The 22,134-nt window shown below is 30.8% G+C and carries 11 protein-coding genes; all 11 read right to left on the reverse strand.

The window, feature by feature from the left end:
- Nucleotides 1-57: 57 nt before the first annotated feature.
- On the reverse strand, nt 58-354 hold the full coding sequence (locus JOC49_RS10710) for a helix-turn-helix domain-containing protein (protein WP_204665030.1): 297 nt from the start codon (nt 352-354) through the stop codon (nt 58-60).
- A gap of 8 nt (nt 355-362) precedes the next feature.
- Entirely contained in the window at nt 363-4,610 is a 4,248-nt protein-coding gene (locus tag JOC49_RS10715) for a hypothetical protein (RefSeq protein ID WP_204665031.1), read from the reverse strand.
- A gap of 10 nt (nt 4,611-4,620) precedes the next feature.
- Complete coding sequence (locus JOC49_RS10720) at nt 4,621-5,439, reverse strand: hypothetical protein (protein ID WP_204665032.1); 819 nt, start codon at nt 5,437-5,439, stop codon at nt 4,621-4,623.
- A complete protein-coding gene (locus JOC49_RS10725; RefSeq protein ID WP_204665033.1) occupies nt 5,426-10,654 on the reverse strand; it encodes a DNA translocase FtsK in 5,229 nt (1,742 codons plus the stop codon). The genes JOC49_RS10720 and JOC49_RS10725 overlap by 14 nt, the downstream gene beginning before the upstream one ends.
- A 2-nt stretch (nt 10,655-10,656) precedes the next feature.
- On the reverse strand, nt 10,657-12,240 hold the full coding sequence (locus JOC49_RS10730) for a hypothetical protein (RefSeq protein WP_204665034.1): 1,584 nt from the start codon (nt 12,238-12,240) through the stop codon (nt 10,657-10,659).
- A gap of 14 nt (nt 12,241-12,254) precedes the next feature.
- Nucleotides 12,255-14,003 carry a hypothetical protein gene (locus JOC49_RS10735; RefSeq protein ID WP_204665035.1) on the reverse strand — a complete coding sequence of 583 codons (1,749 nt, stop codon included), beginning with the start codon at nt 14,001-14,003 and terminating at the stop codon, nt 12,255-12,257.
- Nucleotides 14,004-14,023: 20 nt separating this feature from the next.
- The gene (locus JOC49_RS10740; RefSeq protein ID WP_204665036.1) at nt 14,024-15,184 is read right to left on the reverse strand and encodes an aminotransferase class V-fold PLP-dependent enzyme; all 1,161 of its coding nucleotides are present in this window, start codon (nt 15,182-15,184) and stop codon (nt 14,024-14,026) included.
- 18 nt (nt 15,185-15,202) lie between these two features.
- Entirely contained in the window at nt 15,203-18,805 is a 3,603-nt protein-coding gene (locus JOC49_RS10745; RefSeq protein ID WP_204665037.1) for a hypothetical protein, read from the reverse strand.
- A 3-nt stretch (nt 18,806-18,808) separates the two neighbouring features.
- Nucleotides 18,809-19,696 (reverse strand): DUF4007 family protein, encoded by an 888-nt coding sequence (locus tag JOC49_RS10750; protein ID WP_204665038.1) that lies wholly within the window; start codon nt 19,694-19,696, stop codon nt 18,809-18,811.
- Between the two features lie 19 nt (nt 19,697-19,715).
- The gene (locus JOC49_RS10755) at nt 19,716-21,434 is read right to left on the reverse strand and encodes a phosphoadenosine phosphosulfate reductase domain-containing protein (RefSeq protein WP_204665039.1); all 1,719 of its coding nucleotides are present in this window, start codon (nt 21,432-21,434) and stop codon (nt 19,716-19,718) included.
- A 197-nt stretch (nt 21,435-21,631) separates the two neighbouring features.
- Nucleotides 21,632-22,024: a hypothetical protein gene (locus tag JOC49_RS10760; protein ID WP_204665040.1), complete on the reverse strand. Its 393-nt coding sequence runs from the start codon at nt 22,022-22,024 to the stop codon at nt 21,632-21,634.
- Between the last annotated feature and the right edge of the window lie 110 nt (nt 22,025-22,134).

Below are 22,134 nucleotides of genomic sequence, written 5' to 3' on the forward strand. Positions count from 1 at the left end.
AGGAGTTTTGTGATAAAATAGTATAGAAAGCAAGTCTGATTTATATGAATTTGACTATCATAGGAAAGCGCAACCAGAGACGCAGAATTCTGGTATTAATAACTTGAGTTCATGTAACTCAAATTCTCTAGAAACCATAAAGTATTTATTGGCCTTACCTTTGTCACAAAGAATATCAAAACCATACTCATTCAGTAAAGCAATATCATTGTAAATAGATTTTCTTTCGGCATTTATTCCCTTATCATTAAGTCGTTTTATTATTTCACTTACAGTCAACTTATGAGTTTCATCAGTCTCATCATGCAACATTCGCAATATATACAACAGCTTTAACTTTGTTTTTGAACCCATAAATACCCCTATTTCACATAAGTGTTTAACACTTTAATACATTCATTTTTTTCTTGATTGTTCAGTGACTTGAAAAGCTCGACCACAGAATCAATTTTTAGCTCTTTCATCTTAGACTTAACATCAAATCTCCAATTTCCAATCATATTAACATTATCTTCATTTAAGAAATCTGGTAACACCTCAGTTTTTGCTAGATAAGATTGACATTTCTGAGCATTCCAAGTGTTAAACATCTCATCTTTATCAAACTTTTGAGAGTCCATCCAATAATCATTTTCTTTTTGAATTTCATTTTCAATAGATGATCTATAATTATCCAACATGCTATTTAGATCAACATCATCAACGAACTCCTCATATTTCAACTTAAGTTCATCAATTCTATCAGCCCTATAAGCTAGGGTATTGTTAGCCTTCATGTCATTAATGTCAGATAGGCAAGATGTCACAACTCTTCCAATCACCATAATATATTCTTTTTCATCATGTCTAATCCCCTTTTCGAGCAATTCATTAATAAGATTTTTTATTTCTTCTGCATCTTCAAGAGTATTAATTTCATAAGATCTATCATAGATTTCAGTAATTTGTGCTTTAATTTTGTCTAAGAACTCAACTACTTGATTAATAATTTTATTCAACGATTTCACATAAGAATCTCTCGTTCTATTATCAATCACTTTGTTTTGCTGGATTAACCCCAGCAGTGAATCTCCTTCTTTTTGAAGATTTAGTAATTCCTCTTGTGTTAAATATTTTGTAGGTTTTGTGACTTTAATAAAAGCATCACATTTTTCAACCGCTTCTTGTACCATCCTTATGTTTTTTAGATTACCAGTAGTTCTTTCCATATGGTCAAGTGTTTCAGTTGCAAACTTACCATATCCGAGTTCTTTCAAATTTTCCGCAAGACGCTCGAGCCACTTTCTGTATGGACCAACTCCTGAAACAGACATACACTTCTGTTTCTTTATATATGTCATATATCTTTCTTCAATAATATCGCGACCATTATCTTGAATTATATCTAACTTATCTATCTCACTATTTGGAATATCAAAATGTCCACTTTCTTCACGTTCACTCTCAACTAAGTGCTTTCCTTTTACCATGGCATTAAGCAAGTACTTAAAGTCCAATCTATCGGTGGTTCCTCTATTAAACTCACCTTGAATAGATATTATCTTATTTTGAAAACTTCTTAATTGATTTATACCTATGTCCAACCTCATATGACATGTTTGAACTCTATCAACTAACTCCTCTGGAGGATCATTTTCCATTTCAAGACTTTGAAGTTTTTCAGTGAGTTCTTCAAATCTTGCAATATTAGTCTCATGCTCAATTTCATTACATAAAACCTGATACTTTTTCAAGTAACCTTCGATATTGACTTTTATGATTTTTGAAGATTCTAGGATCTTTAAATCAATGGATTTGTCTTTATAAAACAAAGTGCTCCACTCGGTATTTTTTATGATTTTATCCCTAAATACAATTTTAGCTTCTATGCCCTTCAGCTTCATATATATCGATAACAATAGCGCAAAAGAATAATCATTCATCCCAATAGGTGTAGTTACACAACGATTATAAACATCTATTAAAGAAAGTGCCTCGCTTTTTTTAAACTCCCTATCAAGTGATGTAAACAATTTATATAAGTTTCTATTTGAAGGGTACTGCATTTCATATTTTTCATTTAAAACGCCCCAACCTATTTTAGGATTCACCAACACATTTGTTACAATATTTCTCATACCTTTATCTTGAACCTGAATCCATGAATAGTTTAATGCACCCGCTAGCATACTCTTAGCAATTAGACATAAATTCTTTTTAGGTGTTGATAACTGCTTGTTTGTAAAACCCTCAAATGGGAAAGGAATCACATCTGTATAAAGACTCTCAAACTTCTCCTTTAACACTGCTTTCATACGTTTATCAGTATTTATGACACCATCAATTGTAATCATTTCTCTATTAGATTGAAGCTGTTTAAAAGTTTGTTTCATATCAGAATCATTGTTCTCTAAAAATTTATCGATAAATCTACTATACTTAATCGATTCTTCTTTTGAGAACTTTGCAATAATTTTCTCATTAAACAAGGTTTTGTAAAAATTCTGTTCACTGTCATCTAGCAACCACATAACAACAGGATACTTGTCTAAATGATATTTATTGTTCAATTTTACAACTTGATCGTACGAGTCTCCTTCTGACAAGTAAACATAAATAAATACTCCCCTAGTAGATGTTATCTGTGTACTATTCTTTAAATCCTCACATAGTGACTTAAAATAGCTCTCGTCCATTTCATTCGTAGTTCTTATTTCCTGTCTATAAGACCACTCATTCGTCTTAATATTATGCATTTTGGCAAAATCAGTTTGCATATCTGATAATAGACCAAGCTTACTTTTTACTTCGCCTGTTATTAGTGACTCAACTGTAATAAAATCTAACCTATTTCTTACACGATTGAAATGAGCATTAAAGTCATTCTGACCAGTAGCATCTTCAACAAAGTCATATGTATGACGATTTTCATCGTAAACAATAACACCTACATTATTCTCTAAAACTTCTAAACTATCATCAATGATTTTAATATTTAATCCAGATAGTGATGAAAACGCACGCAACAACTCTTCTTTCCTTTTAACTCTAAATTTAAGCAACTTAAAAACGAGAATTGATGACAGCACCTTTTCTTGATGACCTAAAAGTTTTTCACCGTGTTTTACTAGGATTCTGTCAAACATCATGCAATTTTCACTACGCTGACGACCTTCTTTTTCAGCTAGTAATAGTTCTGTGAACAATTCACCTTGAATAATATCAGTAGCAAATATTTCAGGTAGGAGCCCAAGCTTGTCTACATTTTTATCACTAATTGATTTAATTGAATCCATAAAGAAGTTCAGAGCAGATCGCTGTTGATACCAGTCAGACAAACTCGTTAGTAATAACACCGATAAAGGATTCATAGGATAAATCCCTTTTACCAAAATGTCTTTAAACTTTTTTTCATCTTTCCAAACGCCCTTTGTATTTGCGTAAGTAGACCAAACTTTAATATCTTCAAATAACAAATTATATTTTGACACATTCTCTGATGATTGAAGATTCTCAAGAACATATTCATTATACAAATGGCTGTCTTTACTAGATACTAAATTGGCAAATATAGTCTCTAAATTACTAGATAAATATAATTTTTCACCAGATTCATACCTTCCAATGTATCTTGCTATACTTGACGATTTTTTTACTCTCGCCATATAAGTTTTCAAATCCGATTGTATGAAGCCAACCAGAATTATACTATTATTACTATCCTGAATAGTTTCATATATTTGTTGCAATGCAGAATCGCCTGCTAACTCAGGTCTATCAGCTGCAAACTCAATATATCTACCAAACTCATCGAACAAAATAAGTATTTTGTTAAAAACACCGTTATCACCACACAAACGATCATTTAACTTCTTTAAAATTTCACTTGCTGTTATACCTTCATCCCAGCGAATTCTAGTACCATTAATTTTCTCATATACATTATTAACCTTATTAAAGACCTTATCATCAAAAATCTTCTCTAACATATAATCATATAAGCCCATACTAGATTTGTTTATTTCAGAGAATTCATCATTAAAGTGCTTCTCGTGTAAATTAAAGTTCCGTTCAATAAAAATTTTTGCAATCGTATAAGCTTTAGTAATATCAGAGAAAAAGTCATCACTATATCCATATGCGGATAATACTTTTTTTGAAGCTCGCAATATTTCAATATTCAAATTGAAATCCTTCATACCATTTAGAACAAGAACTAAATTCTTTTTATCATTATCCATTTTTATTTGTTCTGCAATTACTTTATCTGCACTTCTCATGTTGCTCAATATTCGATTCACAATATCTGGATCTTTATTTTCAAATAATTTCCCAAGAGTAACTGCCATATGGGACTTACCAGTACCATAACCTGCAATTGTCAACATAAGTGGGTTCCCATTTTCACTATTCAACTTATCTGATATAAGTTTTGCATACGAACATGTATCCATCAACTTATGATCCGTGAACTCAACTTCACCTTCAGTAACTCCAAAAAAATCAGGACCATGAAATACAAAGTTCTCTGCAATTGCTTTAGCTTTATCTTGATAAAACCAATCTACTTGAACCGCTCCACCAAATACTACATCATCTTTTACTTTTATTAACTCTGATAACTTCGCCATAATACACCCCCTAAATTAGTTCGGAATAAATCAATTCTATCAAATCCCTTATATTTCTCTTAAGTACAATAATTATTGGATTTAATTGTCGATTAAGATGAAGCCAACCTTTATCACTAGCTTCACTAAGAAAATCAAGAACTCTTCTTTCACTCCAATTTAGTGAATTTTGCCATTTGAGTTCTTCAAACAACTCCCTTGTAGTAAATTCAGACCTGTTATCATCTAAATTCTTTAGCTCAAAATAGAGACTATACAAGATACCATATAAATACTCATCATCATAATCAAATTCTTTAAACACTATATAATCATCCTCTATATCACTTAGATCAAGATTTCCAAATGAATTAGAACTTGAATATGCTGTATTAAAAGCTGACAACTTAGTACTCTTACCAAAGTACTGATGAATATCATGATCAATTACATCTCTTTTTATTTCTGTGCCATATTTGAATTGAAGTTCCCTATAAATAAAGCACCATAATCCAGCACCTGCATTCGGTGATGTTAAAAACATATGACATAACAGACGACTTAAATCTTCAGAGAAGAATGGATCTTCTCTAAAGATTAACTCGCCTAACTCAGTTCTTTTCAAATATAGCTTGCCTTCTTGGCTGTTCATATTTATTAAATTCATATATTCAGAATACTTTATATGTGGTAGTACCTTACCCGATGATTTGCCTGTAGGAATTCCTGTTATATCGGATATCTCCTCAATCGAGTATGCTACATCACCATCTGCTATACTAAGAATTTTCCCTATATAATCAAAATTGGGGTAAAATGTTTGATGAAAATTAATATTAGTGTTGTTCATTATAAGTTTCCTCGCACGTCTCTATAAATATCTCAATTTCTTCTTCAGTAACAAACGGAGATTTCGCACGTAAAAATTCAGATGATGACGCAGTTTTTAATAACATGTCTCCTTTTCCCAACAAAGTTTCTGCACCTGAAGTATCTAGCACTAAACCAGAAGCAACTGAATCTGCTACTCTTAACCCAACTCTTGCAGTTAAATTATTTCTTATTGTAGTTGTTATAATGTCTGCTCTTGGCGACTGTGTACAAATTATTAGGTGAATACCTGCCGCCCTTGCTTTTTGAGATAATATTTTAATAGCGCTTTCTAATCTTTTTGCTAAGTCTTTGTTTTCTTCCATAAGTGCTGCATATTCATCGAACACCATTAAAATACGCTTCATCTTTGCACCTTTAGTTTTTCTGTTATATGATGATATATTCTTGGACTTAGATTCTAAAAATGTTTTATATCGACTATTCATTTCATCAACTAAATTTTCCAATTCACATACAGCATCTTCAGCTTCTGTTATCACCGATTTAGTAAATGGACTATCTTCGAAAGTTGATAATTCAATATATTTCGGATCTACAAGAATCATTTCTACTTCTTCTGGTGTATATATCATCATTACTGATAGCAACATACTATTCAACAAAACACTCTTACCGCTACCAGTTTGTCCAGCTATTAATAAATGAGGAGTGTTCGAGTCACTAAAGTCAACTAACTGTGGATTACCAAGTATATCAGCGCCTAATAAGGCATAAAACTTTTTCTTACAATCGTTAATCAAATCTCTTGCAATAATCTCATCTAACATATTTTTTAAACCAACAGTCTGCCTATTACTACGAATTATATCCATTACAATTCTGCCATCTTTGATATAAATAAATGGTTTTTCATTGATTTTCAGCCATATTTTCATATCGTTCTCATATTTACGCAATTGACTGATATTAACACCAGTTGCCAAATCCATTTCAACTCTAATGATATCTGGTCCAAACACAAAATCTTGAATATATACTTTTGTCTTTCTTTCTTTTAGTTCCTTATCAAGTCTATCTAACTTATGTTTTAGATCGTTTTCCTCTTCCTGAGAATAACTTATATTATACGAATTAAATATGTCTCTATAATCAGCTGACTCTATCATGCGCATATATGATTTTTCTGATTTAACCTCTGGTGAATTACAAATTTCTTTTATATCAGGATTGTCTCTCGTTATGTCTATGCTAGTCTCTGTATTCTCATCTGTTGATAGTATTTCAATATCCTCAACTTGCTTTTCATACTCAAAACTTGTATTTCCCTCTGCTACTTTCTCAACATAATCATCCCTTGAATCATCAGTCGACTTATAAATCGGCTCAGTATATTTAGTACTAGATTTTGAATTAAAAAAGTCATACTCTATATCATTTTTTCGTTCTAACAATGAGTTTTTTGTTGTTATTGAACCAAAGTTAAACTGTTGAATTGCCATTCCTTGATAAACATAATCCCTAAAAAAATTATTTTTCTGTTCAAGACTATAAGTATATATACAGTTATCAAACTCTATATTATAATCTCCATTAAATATTCGCATCACTTTCTTGGCGTATCTATCCAATTCTTCTGCATCTAATTTTATAGAATTCTGTAACGTTAAAATCTTATAAAGTTGATTATGCCAGTATCTTCTTTTTATCCCTTGTGGATTTTCCCATATATTTTTCAATGTAGTATAACCAGCGAATACTTGCTCCTTTGCTTTATCTACAGCAGTTGTCATATATGAGTTTCCACCCATTTTACACTCAATAATCCTAACGTTTATGAGTAAAAGTGAATCATCTGATAAATCATTACATTTCTTTGGAATCTCAATCAACAAGAAATCAGGTCTACGTTGTAAATATCCAGCTAAATCATCTTCATCGAACAACTGGTCATATAAATCCAAACTCAACAATTTCCTATAATAATAATCATTAGTATCCACTGACTGTTGTTCAATTTTAGTTGATAGATAGAAAGCTAAATAATCTTTAATTGCCTCATCTTTAGGATTAATTGCCTTCAATACTTCGGCACCATCTAATTCATAAGCATAAGCGATACATTTATCAGCTGCATCTTTAATCTCTTCGTTAGACCAAGTTGAGAACTCTTTTTTCATTCTTTTTAAAAGATAACGTCTAATATCTTTCAATATACTTTCAGAGGAAGATATCGTTGCATTAAGTTCACCAAAATATCCTTCGCCTGTAGAATATCCAATAATCTCATTTCCTGTAAACTTAATTAATTCTGGATCAACATTTTCATCAAGTACAACTACCCAATTTGACTTTTCATGTAATACTTGAATAATTTCGATAAATTGATCTCTCAATTTACTTTCTGTTTGGATTTGATAGCTCTTCTTTTCTATATGAGGACTCTTAATTCTTGTAATGAGTTGTGTGTATTGATCTTCACATTCAAACTGTAATTGGCTAATAGCTAAAAAACGCTTATTATCTATTCTCTTTGGTATAGGTAAATATGTACTTGGATACATAGTATCTAAGCTCTTTTCGATATCAATAGGAGTTTCTTTTAACTCAACCTCCTCCATGATTTCGAACATAAAGGTTATATCACCATTTTGTATAGATTCTTCAGCTGTTTTTCTACTATTTCCCAGTTTGTAATCTACAAACTTAATTCTAACAGTTAAATCAATCGAGTCATCTTCCGAAATATTATTATCTATCCACGACTTAACATAGTTATATACCTTACATCTATAGTCAGCAGTATATATAATCAACTCAATTCTTAGCATTGACTTTTCTTTTTTTATCCTGTCAACAATACCTTTGAGAGCCGCTATTATATCACTGAAATTTTGTGGGTTAAAAAACATAACTTTCAAACCATCTTGCTTATATGGATAAATTGAAAGGTAATTTCGTATCGTTTTTCTAATATAGTTTGACACCGGAGTAGCAATTAATTTTCCAGACACGCTCTCAAGTTCATCATCTTCTTTAGTATAAGATGCATTAATGTTAAGATCATTACTGTCTTGATCAGCCTTACCATATAACGTACAATATCCATACGATTTCATTTGGTCTTCAAAATTATTCATATGATTCAAAGTAGTTGCTGTAGCAGAGGTTATTGTCGCTAGTTGGTCCAGCATAGAATATTTTTTATCAATATCAGAGTTTGTAATTTTTTCCTCAGTAAAATCTAATTCTAAAAGTTCATCCAAGCCAAGACACAAATACAAATACCTTTGCACTACCTTTTCTAGCATTACAGGATGATAAGCTGGTATCATTGTCACCTGCGCGCCTTTTTTACTAATATCTTCTTCTTTGGACACTATAGTCATAGACTTACTAAACTTGTATATTTTAGATTCTTGAGATGTGTCTTTAATTGCATCTAACATCACATCAATAAATGCACCATATGATTTGTAGTACTGTTGTAAAACATCACTGCGTATCGTACCTAAAAACCCTTTATGTTCTATGCTTCTCAATACTTTAATAAAGTCTTTACCATATACATATGCTTTTGTGTCTAAGTTGTCTCCACTTAGACCATTTACTTCACTATTAAGATAATTGATTTCTGCTCTTGCAAAGACTTCATAAAATTCATCGTTATTACTTGCATCTACTGCATACTCTAAACCTTTACTTACACCAATCGGAAGGTAATATGAAATCTCATCAATCTTATCATCACATAATGCAGGCGACTCATCAATAATATCAAATGAACCCACCCATGAATCTGTATCAAAAATATACCAAACAAATCTATCAGAACGTAATAACTGTTCATTTTCATAGGTTTTTATAGTATATGTTATCTTTGATACACTATCTCTTAAAGCAGCTGATTTTAAAATATCCGATTTAACCAAATCATTTATATTACTCTTTTCAAGAGGCGCAAATTTATTGTCATCAATATCCGTTGCAATTACTGAAAAGTTATATTCATCGTCTAACGCTTTTCTCATTGCATCCTCTATGAGACCATCTATTCCTTGAATGAATCGTCTTAATTTGTTCCATTTACTAACAAGACCATTCTTCATCATATCTTCACTGTTATTAATGTTAGCCAATTTAATCTCTTCAACCTCTAACACAGAAGTATCAAAGTCAGTTTCCTCATTTAATTTCACATCGATTATTTGCTTCACAAGTGGAACATATATTGCGTTGATTGGATTACCATATACTTTAATATCCCTATTTTTGGTTTGCGTAGTCTCTCCAATTTTTAAGCCAAGAATTTTATCCAACGTAGTATAATCACATCTAACCAGTTTTTTTCTTTTTTCATCAATGCTTATACCACTAAAATAATCAATCAAGTCAATTTTCAATTCATCATAATCCTTGTAATTTGGAAAGAGTTTACTAAATTCATTTTCTAAATCAAGTGAGTTCTTTTCGTAATATTGATCAATTTTTGCTTCAATACTCTTAATTTTTTTTGCCGTAGGTAAATTGTCTAATCCTATTCTTCTGTTAAACTTATGAGCTTTTTCAAATATTTTAATTCTCTTATCGAGATTTGATAAGAGCTTCGGTTCTATATCATATAAATTAGGGAAATCCCAAATTTCATCTAAAGTCTCCAAAATATTTGATTTAATCATAATCTCAGTATCTAAATCATAATTATTTTGGGCGAACTGATCTAATCTAAACAAATCCTTTTCAATATAGTAAAAAAGATTTTTGTAAATATTATTAATCGAATCACTTTCTAAATCATGGAAAAAACACGAATAATTTTCTCCGATTGCATTTTCCACGGATTCTGGCGAAATTGTATAGAAATCAGCTAGTCCACCTTTATCTACAACCAACTCGGTTCCCATAAGCATTACAAATGTTTTCTTTTCATCTGTTGATAAAAAGTTGTCATTCCTCCATTTTGTTAATGAACCAACTTCTTCAATGTATCTTTTTTCAGACAATTCATTAATGAAAGGAATATAAATATCCTCATCTCTCCATTCTAAAAATTTCTCCCGAGACAATTTTGCAACAAACTCTATATTTTCATCTTTCAAAGTTTTACTAATTTTTGTACACAATTCAAGATACAATTGTGGAGTTTGAAAATTTTCAAGTTTAACCAAACTATAAAACTCCATATTCTTAACTTGCTCTTGGATAAGGTTCAATATTATATCTACATATCTCATTTTTAGTCCTCCTTATCATATGGATTCATCACAATTGCGGTAGCATCAGATAGCTCTTTAAGATATCCATTGTTTCTTAATTGTATAGTGAACTCCTCAAGATTCTTAATAAGGGATGGTGCGTAAACCTCATTAGAATCTAAACTTCTGTAATGTCTAGTATATTCTTCTTCGCGAATTACAATACCATAATGCTCATATAGTTTGGCTAAGAAGCTATCTAAAGTAATTGATGTACTTGGCTCAATCAATGAAAGAACCAAATATCTCATAATATCATCAGTAATCGTAAATCTCATATTCTGACCAGTTATAGGAGTTATTAAGCCTATATCTTTACCTATCTTTCTCATCAGTTTGTGAGAATTTTTATATGCATCTTTTAGTTTCTTTATATCAGCATTTCGATCATCCGATGATTCATCACTACTCATTGCCTTTTGATTATCTAATTGAATAGATAATGCGTTAGTCATATAGTTCTCAATTTTACTGTAATATTTAACAGCCATCATTTTTACTTTTGGATTAACTTTATCTATCGCTGGCACTTGTACCAACCATACTGGCTTATTCTCGTTACATCCCGTAGCTACAAAGTAAGCTTCATTTATCATTAATCTAAACATCTGAAGAATGATACCAATATTAATTAACTCTAACTTCTCTAAAGGGTTAATTGTAGAGCTTAAAATGTTTCTTAACTCCTTAATTGAATAAGGAGCTGCTTTTACATAATTAGATTTTATCCAGTGGCAATCCATTTTTTGAACATGATATTCTTGAACCCAGTTCTTAGATTCAGATGAGACTTTTTTATGCATATGTTCAGTTAAATAATCGTTCCATTTATTTTGAATGTACTTTGACAACACTTCAAAATGAGGAAAAGAAGATAATAATCCTCGAATTCTATTATCTAGTTCAACTGCGATTTTCAGCGATTCTGATGCATCAGTCATTTCTTGTAGACCTTGCAATAAATGCATATAATAAACTTCTCCACCCCTTCCTAAAAAACTATGTTTGGTAAAAGCAAAATCTTTATCTACACTGCTATTTATCTTACTTGATTCTTCAGGATAATAGTCCATTCTCTTTCTTGATGTATTATTTTGAGCTTCACAAAAGACTAGGTCCTTGCAAAGTGGCATCATTGATTGAGCAAACCAACTTCTCTGCTTAGTAATCAAATTAAATCCATAAAACAAATCTTTAATTTGATACAAAACTTGATTTACTGAGAACTTTTCTGAATCAATATTTTCCATCAATAATCTATTCAACTCATCACTCGCCATTCGATCAATATCATGTCTATTTTCATTCTTACTGTTCTCAAAAAATATAAATCTCTTCAAACCTATATTAGGATTAGTAATATATTTAACTTGATCATTAAGTCCATGTTTAAGATTAAATCCTCCCTTTCCATCATTACAACCTAGGAAAACCAACAAAAACTCCAGCAAGTACTCTCCAACAGTTTGACCTTCATATATTCTTTTACCATAAAGTTGGATTGCTAAATTTTCTTTAATGACTTCATCTTTTGAATTTATTTTATCTATATTAGGATAGTACATCTTCACACCTCCAATTATGTTATTATAAGTTGCCCTTCTTCCTCATCAACTTCAATTTTCATTTTCCCGATTTTTTCATTTTGAATTATAATTAAAGTCAATTTCTCCTTATCTCGCACTTTATACTCTCTCATTATTTGAGTTTTCAATTTCGAAATACCATATGAAAAGCTAGGTTGAAGATTTGTGAAAACATTTCCTTCATAAAACTTAAACATATATTCTAAAAATTCTGACGTAATCAAAAACTTTCCTTTATTACCTATTTTCAAAAACATTCTGTTGTCAATTTTTTCTGGTTCTGCTTTATCTTCTTTCTCTTCTAATACAATCGATATATCATCACGCGGAACTTTTGCTATTAACATTTGAGTATTTTGCACTACATTAAAATCTTTACGTAAAGTAACATATAAGTTTTCTTCTGTTTTACTTGGATATACACCTATAAAATACCTATATAAAGCATCAAAAACTACTTTTTCCAATTTACGATGTACTGCTTTAGTATATGCAGAATCATTCGCAACCGCTCTATAATAATCCATAAACGGTTCTGAAATTATTGTATTTTCAATTTCAATTTGATTTAAAGCATCTTTTGCAAAGAGTATAAAATATCTTCTAATTTCATTTCTGAGCATTGATGCAACATAAGTATTATCTGAAATTCCTTCACCTGTTGCCTTAATTACTTTTATAACTCTCTCTTTAATCATCTCTGGAAAGACATTATAACTCTCTTTAATAAACAACTCGTCATCAAATTTACCAAATGACTTTTGATCTAATCCAAGGAGACTTAATTCCTTGATTGGTTTTATGTTTAATGCATTATCTCTTAAAGTTTTGTCATGATAAGCACCGAAAAATCCATTAACAAACGAGTATTTATTTTTCATCGTTTCACTATCATCAAAATTGTTAATTTTCTCACATTCTAGATTAGAAGTTAAGCTAAAAGTTATATGTGCAAGCATCTGACGTATGGTTAATCTAGAACCTCTTTCAGACAACCAAAAGTAAATTTTACTAATTTTATCTGCAACATCATCAATATTTTCCGATACCATATCGTAATTATTATTTATTGGACATTTACAGCAATTCTCACATACAAAACATTCTTTCCATAATTCTTTATTTAATACCTTTAGCAAAATTTGTTCAATCATGTAGGCGTTATCTATATTGGCAATATTAACCATTCTAAATTTAAAAGATTTCCCTTTTGAACTAATTGTTATGGGGTCACTAATTACATTATTAATACCTGCTAAGATTTTTTGCTCAATCTCGATATTCGATACTTCATCATTAAATAAAGCTTTAAATGTATTGATAATTGGTCCTGTATTAGAGACAATTATTGACGACATTCCATAGTCTTTACAACTCAAGAATTTCATTAACAGGTTTTTCTGTTGATCTTCTGATAGTTCACTCATATCTTTTATATAATACAAACCATTATATTCTTCTTCAATTTTCAGTGGTCTCTTGCCACCTTCAAAGTATCCAAACTCCTCTAGTACTTGAATCAGTATACTCGTTTTACCATCACCAGCATGTCCAGTAAGAATAATAGCTTCATTTTCAATCCCTTCATTCTTCTTTAAATATGATGTAATCTTACTAGAGATCTCTCGCTTAACTTCAATTCGCGAATAATACTCTTCCATAAGTTGAGATTCTGCTAAAGCGTTTTTACTTTCACTTTTCGCACTATTCATAGAATTAAGATATTTTACAAAATCATTCATTGCACAACTCCTTACCCAAATCAACTGTTGTCTTCTATATAATCAATCGCCTCTTCTAACTTCTCTAAATCATCTAACGTTGTAAACTCACTTATACTCAGCCGAACAGTACCTTCCGGAAAAGTTCCCAAATATTTATGTGCAAGTGGAGCACAATGTAAACCTGTACGTACAATAATATCTTTTTTTGCAAGAATCTCACCCAAATTATTGCTACTATAACCAGAATAGTTAATCGATACTACATACACATATTTATCATTTGCACCTTTTCTATATACTTTTATATCAGGATAATCATCTAAAAGATTAATCAAATCAACCATTATCTGCTTTTTCTTCTCAAGAATACTCTTTAACCCCACACTATTTATGTATTTAAGAGAAGCGTATAAGCTTGATACAGCTAAAATATTGACACTACCAACTTCATGCCTCTCTGAACCAGAAACTGGCATCTCTGGATTAGCAGAGTCCCGTCCAGTTCCACCATAAATTAGAGGAGCTAGACTTATCTTATTATTTGAAATAAATCCACCAATACCAAAAGAAGCCAATAAAGATTTATGCCCAGCAAATATTGCAAAATCATACTTTGGTGAACTAAGATCAACTTCCATTTGCCCTGCTGATTGTGCTATATCTATAATAGTTATAGCTTCATATTTTTTTGCAAAATCACAAATTGTGTCTATAGGAGCAATTAAACCTGTAACATTACTTGCATGATTAATAACAACTAAATTTGGATTATTCTTTTGAAACTGATACTTAATTTCTTCGGTATCATAAGAGTCCTCTAAACGATTCATTGCCAATTCTATAATTTCAAAATCATAAATTTTCTGAAGGTAATGTAAAGTCCTTATTACAGCATTATGCTCGAAAGGTGATATATAAACTTTGCTTATGTTATCGTAATTAAGTCCTTGTAAAACAACATTTGTTGCAATAGTTGCAGAAGACAAAAATGTAACCTCTTTATCTTCTGCATTAACTAAATCTAAAAGCATTTTTTTTGTATCTCTAATTAACTCATTAGGGGAAATTTCTTCATTTTTACCCTTTACTAAATGGCTTCTTGTAGCATTGAAACCATAATTTCTATAATAATAATCCGAAAACTTGTAAACCTCATCTGGCTTCGGATATGACGTAGCTGCATTATCAAAATAATACATTTTACCCCCCTCAATAGCCTATTTTAAATAATCCATCATTAAATTCATCAATATTTGTCTCTTTTCACCATCGGATAAAGCATTTCCATACTCACCAATACTTGAAACAAGCTCGTTGTAGAGCATTTTACCACGTCTAGAAACTTCTAACTTATCGAAAGTTTTTTCTTCTTCTATCCCATTCTCATCAAGTAATGAGACTTTATAACTTGAGCTATTAATCTCATCCTTCGCTAAGTTAAACTCATTTATATTCTTAATCTGACTATGCAACCTATTTCTAACAATTTCAAAGGTGTCATCATTCCAGTCAACTATATGAATGCCCGAAAGTTCTCGACCAATTTTTTTAATAAACTCATCTAGATCATTCTGAACATTTCCAATCACCGATAATAACTTACCTTCACCGTTTGTAAATAAGTGTTCCTTAGTTTTTGAATTTAGCGATTCATGCCAATCTACAGCAATTGTATATAAAGGCCTCTTTTCAGCTTTCTCAGTCGATAACACATTAATCAACTCATTTTCAATATCACGTTGTAGATAACTTATTTGCATATCTATTATCTTCTTAGATTTACCAATGTTTTTACCTAAAGCATCATTTATCTCTTTAGCTGAAAAAGCTTTCGGCAACTTTTCAAAAAGTAACTCTCTAGCATTAATTTCAGGTGATTTTAACATTTGTCTAAATCTCTTTACTGCCTTTGACTTTACATTAAACCCTGGTTCTATTACTAACTCTGCATCTTTACTGTACTTAGGCAATCTATAAAACCATCTTTGCATAGCCTTTACAATGTACTCAAATGTATTGTATTCTTTCTCACCTACAACTAAATATGCTCCAAAAGCTTCCTCTAATTGCTCTATATAAGCCTCTTTTTCAGTAGACCAAGACTCTAATATAATCTCGTATTGACTTGGATTTTTATTAATACTATCCAGAAGATTTGCATTGATTGTAAATTCTTTATCCTTCTTTTTGATAACTGCAAAACGTTTATAATGGTGTAATACTGCTGCCAAGAAGAATGGAATAATACCAGTTTTTAAACCAATTCCATATTTAGTATGCGTTAATTCATAATATAGATCACCAAGATTCTTAGCCCCTTCAGTAGATGTAGATAATATGAACCCCTTTATAACTCTGAATGTATGATTCAGTTCATCATCAGTTAATCCCTCTGTGACAATAGAATACTTATCCTCATCCTCAATATAAACGCCTTTATTTTGGATAACACTCCTGAAGAAACTTACATCTTGGCCAGTACCTGTTAAACCTAAATTCTTACGAATTTCGTTCTCTAGTAACCCTTCTAGCACTTTGTTTCTGCTATTTATCGCTTGCTTTGAAATATTACTTTTATTAACAACTTCGTTTACTATAGTTGGAGTGTATTTATATAAACTATCACAAATTGATGTCAATAGATTTGATAGTTGAGACTTCCTGTACAACATGACTTCTTGCCCATTATGAATATAAGTAACACATTTTTTTGAAGGGTTTATAAAGCCTTGAATATAAGAAACTACTTGTTCTTCTACTTCATCAAAAACAAACATTAACTCATCTCTAAATAACTCATCATCTGCATTTTCAATTAAAAATGATAGTGCATCAAACTGTTTTAATATCTCATCAATATTCTGTGTGAATCTTGAAAGAGCAAACACAACTCTTTCATTATCTACCTTATTTACTATGCTCGAGTTCTTATTTTTATGGGCATCATATAAGGCGAATAACGTACCAGAAGCATATTGATCAGTAATTCTTTTATCCCAATCTTCAATATCACAACAATCAGCAGTAGAGATAAATTCAAAAGTAAAATATCTAATAATCTCATGTTCGTCATTGTAGCCATTAGGATATAAGAATACCTTCTCTGATTCTTTATTTAATATAGCTAGTGGATTAAAAATACCTTTTCTACGCTCAATAGTGTCTTTAAGTACTTCATCAATATTTATGTCTGTTCTCTCGCTCAATCTTAAATAATGAGTTCTAGAGCTGTATTTAAAAACACCCCTCTCTTTTAAGCTTTCAATACCACCGATTATATCTGTATGTGAATATCCTGTATTCCCTAATATTAATAGCAAATTATCTGATGATGGTTTGATTATTTCAAGCTGATCTAAAATATAAATCATCGCTAATGTTTTAATCAGTTTAACCTGTATTTCATTTGATTCTTTTAAAAGATTGATTGATGTAAGAACTAGCTTCCAATACTTATAGACTGATGTTGTATATGCTTCATTTTTAAACTGCTCCTCAAAATAATCAAAAATGATATCTGGTGAAACATAAGCACATTGACTCCTTAGTATGTTGTATAATGCATTCTTGTCATTCTTTGACGACAAGAATGTAAACATTGAACGCTCATTCTGAGCCACTTTCTCAGAAATGGCAGGCAGCATATATAAACTTGTTGGTTCTAACGGATAGGTTTCCCTAATGATTTTCTCAAGCTGGTTTATCGATATCCCAGCAAAAATATTTTTATTTATATATTGATTAGCAATATTATCAAACTCATTCTTGTTTGCTCTATAAAAATCATTAAACTTCTTTTCATCTTTAATGATTACGTGTGAAATCAAATCATAAAGCTGAATAGAAGAGTTTGACAGCTCTACCGCTTTAAATCGCTCAGATACAGCTTTCCAAGCATCTACTTTCACTTTAGGTAAATCATCAACATAATTAATAATATTCTTATGTGATATCATTAATAAATGAAATTGCTCATTCCCACTCCTATTAGCCTTTTCAGCTAAATCTTGAAGCATTTTAATATCCGAGGCAGTAGTGGATTGCATATTTCCCTCAAGATATTTACTGAACTCATCATATACCAAAAAAATCCCTGAAAATCCATATGCCTTAATTTCTTTAATCACGTCTTCATATAATGAGATAACATCACCATTCAAAATAGGAGTAAATTTACTTCCAGAAGTTAATTGGGGATATATAGTTTCAAATTCAATCAGTGCTTGTTGTTCAAAGTTTCTCAATTTCATTTTAAACTTTTCCACTGATACATTGATTAATTTAGTAAACTGCAAATACGTCTCTTTATAGTCCTTTTCCCACATTTCAATAGTTTCTATTGCTACGCTGAAAAAAGTATTTGGCATAATATCGTCAATTTTTTCACGTTCTAACGCACTTTTTAAAGCACTTAACATTGACTGTTGTAATGAAAACTTATTTCCCTCTACTACTACAGGTAATAATCTTTTTTCGCTTTGTATATATTCATTCAAGTAATCATATAAATCATTATTGACAAGTTTGACTTTCTTCATCAAGTTCTCAAAAACATGTTTGTCTTTTTTAAACACTAAAGCAATTAAAATCAAAGCTAAATGTGATTTTCCTTTTCCATACGCACCAACAAACAATCTAGCTCTATCAGTTGAATTGTCTTTAGTACTTAATAGTACATCTTCAATAATTCTAATTGCATCATTTGTAGCAATATAATTTTCAATTTTTTTATCATCTGAAAAATCATAGGCTATATTGATTGCATACTGGAAATTTTCAGCTGTACTTATCATTTCATTTAAATATTTTACTGCTTTCATACCTTAATCTCCTAATTGAAGTGACTCATAATAACGTTCAATACATTGTTCATAAGTAATCTTCTCTTTCATCTTTATAACATCAAGCCCCGCAGTTCTAATTAAATCAATGAATCCTTTATTCTTAAGAACTTCTAAATACTGCATTAATGTAGTTGAATCTAAATTAAACACTTTCCCAACGTTGTTTTCATCTTTCAATAATGTCGAAATGTTTATTTCATCAAGACTACCACTTTGATCAATAATAACTGCCAGGAAAATATAATCTGGGATTGCACCAACCGGCAAAACATTTTTTTTGTACAAACGTTTTTTCTTGTCGACTAATGATATTAACTCTAGCTCACCTAATGGACAATCTAGTATGTTCTCTGGATCAATCTTAGTTGGATTCGTAACACTTTTTGACACATAAGTATTAATGATACATGAAAAGTCATCATCTAAGGACCTATCAGCTACAGTCTCCCCTTGATCTTTCAAATAAGACTTAATATCTTCGATAAAATCATCCTTATTAAATTGAGACAAATTAAAATTATTGAAAAAGTGATACCATGATGTTGCAGCATCTTTATTTTTAGCCAACTCATAATGCACTATTAACAAAGTACCTTGTTCTTCAAAATATTGGTCATGTTCATTTATCAAGTCACCAAAACGAGTTGGTATCTGTACTTTAACTTTATTATCATACGATTCTTCTGCTACTCCTGAAACTTGCATCCAATATCTTAAAGATTTAACCATATTTGCACCTATACCAAACTCATCCATCTGGTTAGTATTTTTATCAGAAAATACATTAGGCTGTTTAATAATTCTTTTCAATCCTTTAGTTAGCCAACCTTTACGTATATAAAAAGTTTCATGTCCTCTAAACTTCATAGTTCAAACCTCACTTCTATTAATTATCTTTGGTAAACATAAACTTCTTCATCAAACATCCACCATCAAGATACTTTGCTGTTACACACATCTTACATCGTACACACTTCTTATCAGAAATATGATATTCACCACCATGAATCGTTATCGCCCCATATTTACACAAGGATTCACATTTCAAACAACTTCTACACGCGTTATATTTACGAACTTGATAACCTATCATTCTTTGAAGATCTTCATGATTAGTAACGTTCATTGTCTTAATCTTAACAGAATAGTTATATTCATCTTGTTCGAATGGTTGAATTGATATTATAGGCATATGAGTTTTCATATCAAGCACCACTGTCTCATTTATTAGTTTACGTCCCATTGATTTTGATACTTTTCCAAACGGAATCATTAACTCTAAAAAAGTCTCATCGAAAGGTTTATATAACTCATAAATCATAGAGTCTTCTTCCGATGTACAATTCGTATATTTAATCTTCACATCTTGCGCCGCCTTAACACCGTTTCCACCTTGACGAGCTTTCCATTTTCCTGTATCAACATAAACCTCTGCATCAGGTTTCCCGATGCTTTTTGCAAATTCCACAAGATAATCACGCCATTTTTTTGATCTATCTGGCATATAAATCTTCGATAAAAACTGCGCTCTATGAGAGTTATTCGGACATAACCAACACCCTACTCGATCATAACCTAACCTATACGCATCATTAAAATCTATTTTTTCACTTAATAAGTACAACCAAATATCAATATCTTTCCACTCAAAAACTGGTGATGCAACCTTTTGTTTCTGAATCTTCACAGCTTCCGAATCACCTTCTACTCGATTATATTTACTTCTACTAACTGATTCATGTTTTCTTATACCATAAAAGGTTAGTATCTTCTCATTAGGATACATACTATTAATTGTTCTTGTAATAGGACCAGTTTTAAACATCGTACAGCACCATCTTAGCATACGTGCAGGTGGTCCAATATCTTTGCACACTTCATAAAAATCTTGATCTCTATTTTTAGACGTTTTAAATATTGCAAACGGATTTGCATCTCTAAATCGATTTGCATATTCATAAGTTAGTGGAAACTCAAGGGTAGTATCACCAAAAATATGTACTAGACTCGGATCACCTAATGCATTAACAACAAGTTCTGCTACAGCAGTCGAATCCTTCCCACCAGAAAAAGAGACTACAATGTTCTCATTTGGATATTCTTCTGCAGTCTCTTTTATAAACTTGTATGCTTCTGCTTTTAAATAATCTAATCTCTCACGATTTGCTTCTATAAACCTATCGATATTTTCATTAAATCTATCATAAGAATTATTTTCTCTATGTTCTTCAAGTTCTTTAATAATTTCATCAACATTCGCATTCATATACTTTGAAGTCGATAACATACTTGATTTATTCTTGATATAATATCGTGATCCATTAGCCCAAACACTATCATCCTTGAACTGAAAAACCTTATTTGTCAGTATCTCAAATAAAAGTCTCTCTTCAGGAAAAACAGGTCGTAAATCTTGGGACATATACTTCGTTTTCCCACCACATAATGTACAAATATTTTTAGTTGGATCATTCACTTTTTTTATAATAGGTACTTCACAATTCGAACACCAATATTGTTCTACAGGCATTTCTTTTTCTGTTCCAGCACCACAATATTCACAGATTTCACTGTAAACTTCCTTTTTACAATTCTTACACCACATTTTTGTTCCTCCAGCTCTAATATTATAACATATTAGGAGTCCCATAAAAAGGACACTAATTCTTAGAACTATTTATTTTACTTACTTTGAAATAGTTAAGCACTTCAATTCTTTGCACTTCAAGCATTAGAAGCAAACCATTATCCTTGAAGTTTAAAATAACCAAATAAAATCATAATCACTTATGACTCATCTGGTTAAAATTGTTCACTTAAATATTCATCTAATAATTGATATTCAAAATCAATGTTTCTATTTTTATTTATGTCCACTTTCCCATTAACACAAAGATAATGTAAACACTCAGCGGGCATCAATCCAAATCCATCAAACGGATAGTCTCCAAACATCCTTGCTAAGCTTCTCTGCCCCGCTCTCTCTCCTGTTATATGAATTAGTTTCTTTCCTTTTTTCAAGAAATGAATATTGTAATCACAATTGATATCCACGTCACTATTAATCATTAATATTCCTGTAGTGTACATAGACCATTCTTCATCCCAAATTTTGCTTAATTCAATTACCTTATCCAATAAAATAGCAAACTCATTTTCCTCTTTTGCGTATATATAACTTTCTTGATATCCCAAAGTAAACCTCCGAATTAATTAAACAAAATACTCTTTCTAAATCATAGCACGAAACCACTATAATGTTTATGTTTTTTCCAAAATTCCCCTGAAATATTTTTTCTCAAAAT

Source organism: Fusibacter tunisiensis, from assembly GCF_016908355.1.
Lineage (GTDB): Bacteria > Bacillota > Clostridia > Peptostreptococcales > Acidaminobacteraceae > Fusibacter_D > Fusibacter_D tunisiensis.